The sequence below is a fragment of the Streptomyces sp. CB03234 genome, from assembly GCF_001905885.1.
Classification (GTDB): domain Bacteria; phylum Actinomycetota; class Actinomycetes; order Streptomycetales; family Streptomycetaceae; genus Streptomyces.
On sequence record NZ_LIYH01000001.1, the window covers coordinates 1,185,424 to 1,196,295 of the forward strand.

Genomic DNA, 10,872 nt, shown 5'->3' on the forward strand with positions numbered 1-10,872 from the left:
GTCAGCGCGTGTACTCCTCCAGGTATCGGAGCACCTTGTCCACGTGCGGGCGGGTGCGCTCCGGTACGCCGCGGGCCTCGATCACGGTCTTGTCGCTGGTGCGGTAGCCGGCGGCCATCAGCGCGTGCAGGTTGTCGTGCAGCCCGTTGTCCTTGAACCGCTGGTCGAGCCAGCACACGAACACGGCCATGGTCGCGATGGCGTCGGGAGGTGACATGTGGTCCTTGTCCCCGTCCCCGTCGCCGTCCACGGCCCATGCCTGGAACACCGACGGCGTCCACATGGCGATGCCGTACTCCCCCGCCGAGGGCCGGGAGGCCCGCGGGTCGAAGCCGCTCTCGGCCTTGAGCATGGCGGCGAGGAACGCCGGTGTGACCTCGGGGTCCGTGCAGCGCTTGGCGGCGTCGGTGATGGTCGCGCGCAGGGCGACCGGTACGTCCGAGTCCGCCGGAATCGCCCCGGGCGGCCCGGACGCGGGTGAGGTCCTCGCGGCGGGCTTCGCGGACGGAGCGGCGCCCTTGCCGTCGGACGTCCCGTCGGGCAGCAGGGTCAGCGTGGCGGCCGTGACGGCGGCCAGCCCGAGACCGGTCCCCAGCAGCAGCGCCGTACGCCGGAGGCGCGGCCGGGTACGCGCACCCTCGTGGAGGTCCCGCACGCGCCGGGCCAGCTCCTCCGCGCCGAGCGCCGCCCGCGAGGCGTGGTCCGGGGCGAGGCAGGCACCGATCAGCTCCCGCCACTCAGGCCGCAGCGCGTCGTCGAGGCGCAGCTGCGCCGACCCGCCGGCGTAGGCCTGCGCGGCGAGGGCGCGGGCCCGCGCGGTGCCGCCCGGGAAGGGGTGGAGGCCGCCGGTCAGCACCTGGTGGGCGAGGACGCCGAAGGCCCAGATGTCGGCCGTCTGCCGGACGGTGGTGCCGCGGATGCCGGTCCGCTCGGACCACCACTCGGGCGGTACGTGGTCGAGGGAGCCCAGCGGCGGGATGTACGCGTGGGTGCCGTCGAGCTCCACGGTGAGCCCGAAGTCGGCGAGGCGGACGGCGTCGTCCGGGCCGAGCAGGATGTTGGCGGGCTTCAGGTCCGCGTGGACCCAGCCACGGGCGTGCATGTGGGCCAGCCCGGCGGCGACCCCGCAGAGGATGCGCTCGGCGCCGGGGACAGGGGCGCCCTGCTCGCCGGCCGTGATCAGGTCGTGCAGGCTGCGCTCCGCCCGGTCCATGACCAGCGCCGTCACCCCGTCGAGGTCGGGCCGGTCGGGGTCGCGGAGGGTGACCACGTCGTGGGTGCGCACCAGGTTCGGGTGCTTCGCCTCGCTGCTGAACCGCACCTCCTGGCGGATGAGTTCCTCCATGGAGGCCCGCTGCCCGGGGCTGAGCAGGTCGGTACGGAGCAGCTTCACGGCGACTCCGGGGCCCGGCGCCGTGCCGCCGGCCCGTTCGGCGGCGTAGACGGTGCCCCAGCTGCCGGAGCCGAGCAGGGCCGTGACGGCCCAGTCGGCGATCCGGTACCCCTCGGGGAGGCCGAGGCCGGGGGCGTTGCGGTGTGGGTCCATCCTCGATGGGCCTTTCGGTTCAGCGTCTGACGGGTGGGGGGAGCAGGCGCAGGTGCTCTTCGCGTACGAGGTCGAAGCGGAGCGCCAGGGAGACGAGCCGGCTCCGCTTGGCGCCACCCGCGGCCGGCTCGTCGGTGTCCTCGCGCAACCGGAGTTTGGCCGTGACGAGATAGTCGATGTGGTAGTTGACGGCCGACCGGGTCAGGCCGGCGCAGGACGGCAGGGGCCGCAGCCGTTCGACGACCTCACCGACGCCCGGTACGGCCGCGTCCGACGGGGAGCGCAGCCTCGGCTCGCACAGGGCGAGCAGCACCAGGAAGTACTTGGACGTGGGGTCCAGGGAGAAGGGCGTGGTGGTCGGTTCTCCGGCGGTGGGGTCGCTGCCCGGTTCCCGGTACGTGTGCTGCGGCGCGAACACCTTGAACTCCACCGAGCCCTCGGCCGCGGGCAGGATCACCCGCGACAGCTCGAACGGCACGGGTGCGCCGATCCGGCCGGGCGCGACCTTGATGTGCTCACCGGCGCCTTCCATGTTCTCGACGACGTAGGTCGCGCCCTCGCTGTGGTTGGACAGCCGCCAGTAGTCCTCGGTGGCGGTGATCTGCCCGGCGTACCGGGAGACGCCGGGGTCGTCGAGGGGAATGGGGAGCGGAGCCCCTGGCGTACCCCTCCCGAAGTCGGCGCTCTGACCGGGGCTCATATGGAGGAGGCGGGGCCTTCCGGGCGGCTCGTCCGGGTACCGGCGAGCCGGTTCGGGCAGCTGGACAGTCACGGTCGTCACGGGGGCATGACAATAGCGACTGCCCACCCACGGGCGCACCACCTCCGGCCACGCCGGTCCTGACATCCGTCAGGACCGGCGTGGCCGCCCCGGTCCTAATGTCGGACCCGTAGGAGAGAGGTACCGAAGCAACGGGGGAGCATCGGTATGAAGCGGACGTTCGCCGGGGTCGCCGCGGCAGTGCTGGCCACCGTCGTGGCGACCCTGGTGACGGGGTGCGCGAGCGACACTCAGCACCCGCGCGACGCGGCCGTCACCGCGGCAACAGACCGTCCGCGGCCGCTCACCGAGGCCGAACAGCTCCGCGTCTCCGACGCCCAGCAGCGGCTGATCAAGGACTGCATGGCCCGCAAGGGCTTCACGTACCACGAGGCCGAGCGGCTGAGCCTGGAGGAGAGCCGCACGTTCGGCTATGTGTCCGACGACGTCGCCTGGGCCCGTGAGCACGGCTACGGCAGCCGCATCCGGGCGAAACACGAACAGGCCAAGCGCGCCAACCCCAACGTCGCCTACCGCCAAGGCCTCCCGGCCCAGCGCCGCACGGCGTACGACAAGGCCCTGGACGAAGGGGTCGACGCACCCGAGCTGACGGCCGAGCTGCCCAGCGGCGGAACGGTCCGCAAGCGGGTGGGCGGCTGCGTGGCCGAGTCCGAGAAGCAGTTGTACGGGGACCCCAAGGCCTGGTTCCGGGCGGAGAAGACCGCCATGAGCCTCCAGCCGCTCTACGTCCCCAAGGCCATGGCCGACGAGCGCTTCACCGCGGCCCTCACGAAATGGTCGCAGTGCATGAAACGGGCCGGCCACCCGTACCGGGACCCGGCCGAGGCCCGCCAGGCGGCGCACGCCCTCGCCTTCGAAGCCGAGCGGAAACTCGCCGTCGCCGACGCGGCCTGCACCAGGGACACCCGTCTGCGGGTCGTCGGCAAGGAGCTGGAGACCGAGTACGTCAACGCGCTGCGCGGCCAGTACGGCGAGGCGCTCGACACGTACGACCGGCTGCGGCTCCGGGCGCTGGCCCACGCCACGAAGCTCGTCGCACCCCGCGCCTGAGCGCGCCCACACACGCCCACGGTCGTCGCCGTGGTCCGGCATGCCTCCGACGAGGCAGACAAAAGGAGTGAACGATGCGCAAGTTGGGCACAGCCCTGGCAGCCATGGGCCTGGCGGTCCTCGGTGTCGCGGTCCCCACCTCCGCCCAGGCGGCGCCCCAGGGCGCCTACTGCGACTACGAGTGGAACCAGCACGGCCGTGACGGACTGGTCCGCGCCTGGAACGGCTACGACTGCACGGGCAACCTGCTGGGGGCGACCCCGGGCGACGACTACGCCTGGGGCGACAGCTCCGGCGCCTTCACGGGGACGGAGTACGCCCAGCCCAAGTCCGTGATGAACAGCGGCTACGTCGGCAACCTGGACGTCGTCGCCTTCTACCGCACCAGCGGCTACCGCTACGAGTACGGCTACGTCTGCCTCTCGCCGTACGAGCTGTACGCCGACGACCTGTCCGACAACTACTACACCAACAACGGTGGCCTGGTCCTCAACAACATCGGCTCCCACCGCTGGGTGAACGCCTCCGGGTGTGCCGCGGGCAGCTGGCTCACCTGACCGTCCCCCTCCCGCACCGACGGCCTGCCTCCCCCTCGGCGGGCCGTCCGCGTGGCCTAGCCGTGCGGCTCGGCCAGCACCTGCTCCCGGCACCACGCGGGCGTGCCCCACGCGTCCCGCAGCGGGCGCGCCTTGCGGAGCCAGAGCGCCAGGTCCAGCTCCTCGGTGTAGCCGACCGCGCCGTGCAGCTGGAGCGCGGTGCGGGCGGCCCCGTACGCCGCCTCCCCGGCCGCCACCTTCGCGGCCGCGACCTCGGAGGTACGGAGGGAGACCGCCGCTCCGTACAGCAGCGGCCGGGCGAACTCCAGCGCCAGCAGCGTGTCCGCCAGCCGGTGCTTGACGGCCTGGAACGAGCCGATCGCCGCCCCGAACTGCGTGCGCTGCTTCACGTACGCCACCGTCCGGTCCAGCAGCGCGTACCCGGCGCCCAGCGCCTGCGCGGCTGTCGCCAGCGCCGCCCACCGCGCCGCGTACCGTGCCGCCTCCGCCACGTGCGGCCCCGCCGCGATCACCTCCCCGCCGAGCGCGGGCCGCGCGAGCCGCCGTGCCGGATCAGCACTCACCCGCACCGGACCGTGCCCGGGCGCCACCCGCAGCTCGTCGCCGGCGACGACCAGGACCAGGCCGGCGGTGTCGGCGTCGAGCGCGTACGCGTCCATCCGGCCCGTGGGCGAGCCCGGGCCCGGCGTGTGCGACGCGGCGCTCATCGCCAGCGTGGCCGTCAGCTCGCCCGCCGCGAGGGGCGGAAGGAACCGCTTGGCGGCGCCGTCCCCGAGCCGGTCCAGCAGCGCCGCCACCGCGACCGTCTCCACCACCGGGCCGGGCACCGCGTGCCGCCCCAGCTCCACGAACGCCAGGGCCACCTCCAGCGGCAGGACGCCCAGGCCGCCCTCGTACGCCTCCGGCACGGCCAGGGCGAACACCCCGGCCTCCGCGAGCCGCGCCCACAGCGCACGCCCCGCGGCCGGGTCCCCGGCCGCCCAGGCCCGTACCGCCGACGGGGTGTCCGAGGCGGTCAGCATCGCGTCCAGCGACCGGGCGAAGTCCCGCTGCTCGTCCGTCAGGCACTGGCGCATCAGCGGCGGCCCTTCGGCAGGCCGAGCAGCCGCTCGGCGATGATGTCCCGCTGGATCTCGTTCGTCCCGGCGTAGATCGGCCCGGCCAGCGCGAAGGTGTACCCCTCGGCCCAGCCGGTGTCGCCGAACTCCGCCTCGGGGCCGAGCAGTTCGAGCGCCGTCTCGTGCAGAGCGATGTCGTACTCGGACCAGAAGACCTTGTTCAGGCTGGACTCCGCGCCCATCCCCGGGCCGCCGGCCGCGGCGAGCTCAGTGAACAGCTGGTACGCCCGCGCCCCGATCACCGCGTCCGCCACCCGGTCGCGCACGGCCGGGTCCTGCCCGCGCTCCCGCCACAGCCGCACGAGCCGGTCGGCGGCCGCCAGGAAGCGGCCGGGGGAGCGGAGCATCAGGCCGCGCTCGTTGCCGGTCGCCGACATCGCGATCCGCCAGCCGTCGCCGGGCGCGCCGATCACGTCCTCGTCCGGTACGAACACCCCGTCCAGGAACAGTTCGGCGAACGCCGGCCTGCCGTCCAGCCGCGCGATCGGCCGCACGGTCACGCCCGGCTCCCGCAGCCCGAACATCAGGTACGTCAGGCCCTGGTGCGGCCGGGCCGCCGCCGGGTCCGTACGGAAGATCCCGAACGCCCGGTCGGCGAACGCGGCCCGCGACGACCAGGTCTTCTGCCCGTACAGCAGCCAGCCGCCGTCCGTGCGCACCGCCCGGGAGCGCAAGGAGGCGAGGTCGGAGCCGGCCTCGGGCTCGGACCACGCCTGGGCCCACACCGTCCGGCCGCTCGCCATGGGCGGCAGGACCCGGGCCCGCTGCTCCTCCGTGCCGTGGTCGAAGAGGGTCGGGGCGAGGAGGCTGATGCCGTTCTGCGAGACGCGGCCGGGCGCGCCCGCCGCCCAGTACTCCTCCTCGAAGGCCAGCCAGTGGCCGAGGCCGACGCCCCGGCCGCCGTACCGCTCGGGCCAGTTGACGACCGACCAGCCGCCCGTGTGCAGCTGCGCCTCCCAGGCGCGGTGGGCCGCGAAGCCCTCCGCCGTCTCCAGGGACGGCAGCGGCTCGGGTGGCACGTGCGAGGCCAGCCAGGCGTGGGCCTCCGCGCGGAAAGCGGTGAGGGACTCCTCCATGGCGCTCCCTTCCCTAACAAGCGTTTGGCAGGTTAGCGTACGGCCATGAACAGCGTCGAGTACGTGGCCGGGCACGGCCTCCTGACCGGGCGTACCGCCGTCATCACCGCCGCCGCCGGAGCCGGGATCGGCGGCGCCACCGCACGCCGCTTCCTGGAGGAGGGCGCACGCGTGCTGATCAGCGACGCGCACACCCGCCGCCTGAAGGAGACCGAGCGGGCGCTCGCGGAGGAGTTCGGGGCACCCGCCGTCGCCGCCCAGCCCTGCGACGTCACCGACGAGGCCCAGGTCCAGGCTCTGTTCGCGGAAGCGGTACGGCTCCACGGCCGCCTCGACGTGATCGTCAACAACGCCGGCCTCGGCGGCACCGCGCACCTCGCCGACATGACCGACGAGCAGTGGGCCCGGGTCCTCGACGTGACCCTGAACGGCACGTTCCGGTGCACGCGGGCCGCGCTGAGGCTCCTGCGCGACCAGCGGCCGGGCGGCGGTGTCGTCGTCAACAACGCCTCCGTCGTCGGCTGGCGCGCCCAGGCCGGGCAGGCCCACTACGCCGCCGCCAAGGCGGGCGTCATGGCGCTCACCCGCTGCGCGGCGCTCGAAGCCGCCCCGTACGGCGTCCGCGTCAACGCCGTCGCGCCGAGCCTGGCGATGCACCCGCACCTGGTGAAGGTCACCTCCGCCGAACTGCTGAAGGAGCTGACCGCGCGCGAGGCGTTCGGGCGGTACGCCGAGCCCTGGGAGGTCGCCAACGTCATCGTCTTCCTGGCCAGTGGCTACGCCTCGTACATGACCGGCGAGACCGTGCCCGTCAGCAGCCAGCGCGCGTAGGCCGACAATGTCCCCGTGCCGAAGCCGAACCAGAAGAAGCCCCAGGTGACCACCCCCGCGCCCGAGCGGCGCGCCGAACTCCTCGCCACGGCGGCGGAGGTGTTCGCCGCCCATGGGTACAACGCCACCACCGTACGGAAGATCGCCGACGAGGCCGGCATGCTCGCCGGCAGCCTCTACTACCACTTCGACTCCAAGGAATCGATGGTCGACGAGATCCTGTCCGACTTCCTCGACGAACTGTGGGCCGGGTACGACACCGTCCTCGCCGCCGGGCTCGGGCCGCGCGAGACCATCGAGGCGCTGGTCACCGAATCGTTCCGGGAGATCGACCGCCACCGTGCCGCCGTCGCCATCTACCAGAAGGAGTGGCGCCACCTCGCCACCCAGCCGCGCTTCCAGTACCTCTCCGACTCCCAGGTGAAGTTCGAGAAGGCCTGGCTCGGGACGCTGGAGCGCGGCGTCGCCGCCAAGGTCTTCCGCGCCGACCTGGACGTCCGGCTCACCTACCGCTTCGTGCGCGACACGGTGTGGGTGGCGGCGTCCTGGTACCGGCCGGGGGGCCTGCACAGCCCGGAGGAGATCGCCCGCCAGTACCTGTCGATGGTGCTGGACGGTATCGCCGTACGAACGTAGAGGAGTGTTGTGATGGGCGAGGCCTACATCGTCGAAGCGGTACGCACCCCCGTCGGCCGGCGCGGAGGCGGCCTCGGCGCCGCCCACCCCGCCGACCTCGGCGCCCACGTCCTGAAGGCGCTGGTCGACCGCTCGGGCGTCGACCCGGCCGCCGTCGACGACGTCGTCTTCGGCTGCCTGGACACGGTCGGCCCGCAGGCCGGCGACATCGCCCGTACGGCATGGCTGGCGGCCGGGCTGCCGGAGGAGGTGCCGGGCGTCACCGTCGACCGCCAGTGCGGCTCCTCCCAGCAGGCCGTGCACTTCGCCGCCCAGGCGGTCATGTCCGGCACCCAGGACCTGGTCGTGGCGGGCGGCACCCAGAACATGACGATGATCCCGATCGCGTACGCCTCCCGGCAGGCCGCCGTGCCGCTGGGCCTCGACCAGGGGCCCTTCGCCGGCTCCGAGGGCTGGCGCGCCCGGTACGGCGACGCCCCGGTCAACCAGTTCGCCGGCGCCGAGATGATCGCGCGGCAGTGGGGCATCACGCGGGCGGACCAGGAGGAGTACGCGCTCCGCTCGCACCGGCGGGCGGTCCGCGCGATCGACGCGGGGCGCTTCGCGCGCGAGACGGTGGTGTACGGGACGGTGGAGACGGACGAGGGCCCGCGCCGCGACACGACCCTGGAGAAGATGGCCGGGCTGAAGCCCGTCCTGGAGGGCGGCACCGTCACCGCCGCCTGCTCCTCCCAGGTCTCCGACGGCGCGGCCGCCATGCTGCTGGCGAGCGAGCGGGCCGTCGCCACGCACGGGCTGACCCCCCGGGCCCGCGTCCACCACCTGTCGGTGCGCGGCGAGGACCCCATCCGCATGCTGACGGCGCCCATACCGGCGACCGCGCACGCCCTGAAGAAGACGGGCATGACCATCGACGACATCGACCTGGTCGAGATCAACGAGGCGTTCGCCCCCGTCGTCCTCGCCTGGCTGGCGGAAACCGGCGCCGACCCCGATCGTGTGAACGTCAACGGCGGCGCGATCGCGCTGGGCCACCCCCTGGGCGCGACGGGCGTCCGCCTGATGACCACGCTCCTGCACGAACTGGAGCGCACGGGCGGCCGGTTCGGCCTCCAGACCATGTGCGAGGGCGGCGGCCAGGCGAACGTGACGATCATCGAGAGGCTGTAGCGCGCCGTGGCGGAACCTGGCGTGCCCAGTTGCGGACGGGGCCGCCGGGATGGTGTGCTACGGTTGTTCACGTTGCAGTTTTGGTACCCATGAACTTTATGTGCGCCTGACGGGAATGTTCCTCAGGCGCATTATTGTTTTACCGGCTTACTCCGGATGGGGCCCCGACACCATCAGGAGATAATTATGGCCACCGGTACCGTGAAGTGGTTCAACTCGGAAAAGGGCTTCGGCTTCATCGAGCAGGACGGCGGCGGCGCCGACGTCTTCGCCCACTACTCCAACATCGCCACCCAGGGCTTCCGTGAGCTCCAGGAAGGCCAGAAGGTGACCTTCGACGTCACGCAGGGCCAGAAGGGCCCGCAGGCGGAGAACATCCTCCCCGCCTGATCACCGGATCCACCGGATACGCAGCACCGGTATCCCGCAGCCGGGACCCGCACCAATGCAGGTGCGGGTCCCGGCTTGTGCTGTGCTCAGGCCCTGCTCAGGCCAAGGAAGGCAAATGCATGACGACGACTCGACCCGAACGCCCCGCCCGTAAGCGCCCCGCGAGGACCGGAAACGCGAACCCCGCGCGCTCCGGCAACGGCAAGGCGGCCGGAAACGGCAAGGCGCCCGCCCGCGGGGCGGGCAACCGCGCCCCCATCGCGCCGCCGCGCGAATTCACCCTGCCGGAAACCGCCACGCCGGCGCTGCCGCCGGTCGCGGGCTTCGACGACCTCGACATGCCGGCCGCCCTCCTCAAGACGCTCACCGCCCAGGGCGTCACCGAGCCGTTCCCGATCCAGGCCGCGACGCTGCCGAACTCGCTCGCGGGCCGAGACATCCTCGGCCGCGGCCGCACCGGCTCCGGCAAGACCCTCGCCTTCGGGCTCGCCCTGCTGGCCCGCACGGCCGGCCGGCGCGCCGAGCCGAAGGCCCCGCTCGGGATGGTCCTGGTCCCCACGCGCGAGCTCGCGCAGCAGGTGACCGACGCCCTCACCCCGTACGCGACGTCCGTGCAGCTGCGGATCGCCACCGTCGTCGGCGGCATGTCGATCAGCCGCCAGGCGGGCGCGCTGCGGCGCGGCGCCGAGATCCTGGTCGCCACCCCGGGCCGCCTGAAGGACCTGATCGAGCGCGGCGACTGCCGGCTGGACCAGGTGTCGGTCACCGTCCTGGACGAGGCCGACCAGATGGCCGACATGGGCTTCCTCCCGCAGGTCACCGCGCTGCTGAAGCAGGTCGAGCCGGACGGCCAGCGCATGCTGTTCTCCGCGACGCTGGACAAGAACATCGACCGGCTGGTGCGGATGTTCCTCACCGACCCCGTCGTGCACTCGGTCGACCCGTCGGCGGGCGCGGTCTCCACCATGGAGCACCACCTGTTGTACGTCGCCGACGAGACCGACAAGAAGGCCGTCACCGCCCGCATCGCGGCCCGCGACGGCCGGGTGATCCTCTTCCTGGACACCAAGCGCTCGGTGGACCGGCTGGTCAAGCGGCTCCTCGCCAGCGGCGTACGGGCGGCGGGCCTGCACGGCGGCCGCTCCCAGCCGCAGCGCAACCGGACCCTGGACCAGTTCAAGAACGGCCAGGTCACCGCGCTCGTGGCGACCAACGTGGCGGCCCGTGGCATCCACGTCGACGACCTCGACCTGGTCGTCAACGTCGACCCGCCCACCGACCACAAGGACTACCTGCACCGCGGCGGCCGCACCGCCCGCGCGGGCGAGTCCGGCAGCGTCGTCACCCTCGTCCTGCCCGAGCAGAAGCGCGACATGAGCCGGCTGATGTCCCACGCGGGCATCACGCCGAGCGCCGCCCGCGTCAAGTCGTCCGACGAGGAGCTGGCCCGGCTCACCGGCGCCCGCGAGCCGTCCGGCATACCGGTCACGATCGAGGTCCCGCAGCCGGCCCAGCCCGCCGCGCAGACCTCCGGCAAGCCGGGACGGCGCCGCCGCCCCCGCCGCAGCGGCCAGGGCGGCGGTACCGGTGGCGGCAGCGGCGCCGCGACGGCCACCGGCGTGAGCACCCAGGCGGGTACTCCCCGCCGCCGTAGCGGCGGCGCCGGCCGCCCGGCCGGGCGCGGCGGCCGGCGCACCGCCGCGTAGCGGCCGGACCG

At 73.4% G+C, this 10,872-nt stretch carries 11 protein-coding genes; 7 read left to right on the forward strand and 4 right to left on the reverse strand.

Features of this window, described 5'->3' with window-relative positions:
• Nucleotide 1: 1 nt before the first annotated feature.
• Nucleotides 2–1,546 (reverse strand): serine/threonine-protein kinase, encoded by a 1,545-nt coding sequence (locus AMK26_RS05325; protein ID WP_073752398.1) that lies wholly within the window; start codon nt 1,544–1,546, stop codon nt 2–4.
• Between the two features lie 19 nt (nt 1,547–1,565).
• On the reverse strand, nt 1,566–2,327 hold the full coding sequence (locus tag AMK26_RS05330; protein ID WP_073752400.1) for a serine/threonine protein kinase: 762 nt from the start codon (nt 2,325–2,327) through the stop codon (nt 1,566–1,568).
• Nucleotides 2,328–2,474: 147 nt separating this feature from the next.
• Between AMK26_RS05330 and AMK26_RS05335 the strand changes: the two genes are divergently transcribed.
• Both AMK26_RS05335 and AMK26_RS05340 read left to right on the forward strand, forming a co-directional pair.
• Complete coding sequence (locus AMK26_RS05335; RefSeq protein ID WP_073752402.1) at nt 2,475–3,377, forward strand: hypothetical protein; 903 nt, start codon at nt 2,475–2,477, stop codon at nt 3,375–3,377.
• Nucleotides 3,378–3,451: 74 nt separating this feature from the next.
• Nucleotides 3,452–3,934 carry a hypothetical protein gene (locus AMK26_RS05340; RefSeq protein ID WP_073752403.1) on the forward strand — a complete coding sequence of 161 codons (483 nt, stop codon included), beginning with the start codon at nt 3,452–3,454 and terminating at the stop codon, nt 3,932–3,934.
• A 56-nt stretch (nt 3,935–3,990) separates the two neighbouring features.
• Here the strand turns inward: AMK26_RS05340 and AMK26_RS05345 are convergent, their stop codons facing one another.
• Nucleotides 3,991–5,010 (reverse strand): acyl-CoA dehydrogenase family protein, encoded by a 1,020-nt coding sequence (locus tag AMK26_RS05345; protein WP_073752405.1) that lies wholly within the window; start codon nt 5,008–5,010, stop codon nt 3,991–3,993.
• Entirely contained in the window at nt 5,010–6,128 is a 1,119-nt protein-coding gene (locus AMK26_RS05350) for an acyl-CoA dehydrogenase family protein (protein ID WP_073752407.1), read from the reverse strand. Before AMK26_RS05350 ends, AMK26_RS05345 begins: the two co-directional genes overlap by 1 nt.
• 45 nt (nt 6,129–6,173) lie before the next feature.
• On the opposite strand from AMK26_RS05350, the gene AMK26_RS05355 reads away from it, so the two are divergent.
• The 5 genes from AMK26_RS05355 (at nt 6,174) to AMK26_RS05375 (ending at nt 10,861) form a co-directional block, all read left to right on the forward strand.
• Entirely contained in the window at nt 6,174–6,959 is a 786-nt protein-coding gene (locus tag AMK26_RS05355) for an SDR family oxidoreductase (protein WP_073752409.1), read from the forward strand.
• A 15-nt stretch (nt 6,960–6,974) separates the two neighbouring features.
• The gene (locus tag AMK26_RS05360; protein WP_073752411.1) at nt 6,975–7,595 is read left to right on the forward strand and encodes a TetR/AcrR family transcriptional regulator; all 621 of its coding nucleotides are present in this window, start codon (nt 6,975–6,977) and stop codon (nt 7,593–7,595) included.
• 12 nt (nt 7,596–7,607) lie between these two features.
• Nucleotides 7,608–8,765 carry an acetyl-CoA C-acetyltransferase gene (locus AMK26_RS05365; protein WP_073752413.1) on the forward strand — a complete coding sequence of 386 codons (1,158 nt, stop codon included), beginning with the start codon at nt 7,608–7,610 and terminating at the stop codon, nt 8,763–8,765.
• A 186-nt stretch (nt 8,766–8,951) separates the two neighbouring features.
• A complete protein-coding gene (locus AMK26_RS05370) occupies nt 8,952–9,155 on the forward strand; it encodes a cold-shock protein (RefSeq protein WP_042152846.1) in 204 nt (67 codons plus the stop codon).
• Nucleotides 9,156–9,274: 119 nt separating this feature from the next.
• Nucleotides 9,275–10,861 carry a DEAD/DEAH box helicase gene (locus AMK26_RS05375; RefSeq protein ID WP_073752415.1) on the forward strand — a complete coding sequence of 529 codons (1,587 nt, stop codon included), beginning with the start codon at nt 9,275–9,277 and terminating at the stop codon, nt 10,859–10,861.
• The last annotated feature ends 11 nt before the right edge of the window (nt 10,862–10,872 follow it).

What these genes read in the sequence shown, in the direction of transcription:
- AMK26_RS05340 (WP_073752403.1), top strand. Translation starts at nt 3,452, where the DNA reads ATGCGCAAGTTGGGCACAGCCCTGGCAGCCATGGGCCTGGCGGTCCTC.
- AMK26_RS05365 (WP_073752413.1), top strand. Translation starts at nt 7,608, where the DNA reads ATGGGCGAGGCCTACATCGTCGAAGCGGTACGCACCCCCGTCGGCCGG.
- AMK26_RS05335 (WP_073752402.1), top strand. Translation starts at nt 2,475, where the DNA reads ATGAAGCGGACGTTCGCCGGGGTCGCCGCGGCAGTGCTGGCCACCGTC.
- AMK26_RS05370 (WP_042152846.1), top strand. Translation starts at nt 8,952, where the DNA reads ATGGCCACCGGTACCGTGAAGTGGTTCAACTCGGAAAAGGGCTTCGGC.
- AMK26_RS05345 (WP_073752405.1), bottom strand. Translation starts at nt 5,010, where the DNA reads ATGCGCCAGTGCCTGACGGACGAGCAGCGGGACTTCGCCCGGTCGCTG.
- AMK26_RS05325 (WP_073752398.1), bottom strand. Translation starts at nt 1,546, where the DNA reads ATGGACCCACACCGCAACGCCCCCGGCCTCGGCCTCCCCGAGGGGTAC.
- AMK26_RS05350 (WP_073752407.1), bottom strand. Translation starts at nt 6,128, where the DNA reads ATGGAGGAGTCCCTCACCGCTTTCCGCGCGGAGGCCCACGCCTGGCTG.
- AMK26_RS05375 (WP_073752415.1), top strand. Translation starts at nt 9,275, where the DNA reads ATGACGACGACTCGACCCGAACGCCCCGCCCGTAAGCGCCCCGCGAGG.
- AMK26_RS05355 (WP_073752409.1), top strand. Translation starts at nt 6,174, where the DNA reads ATGAACAGCGTCGAGTACGTGGCCGGGCACGGCCTCCTGACCGGGCGT.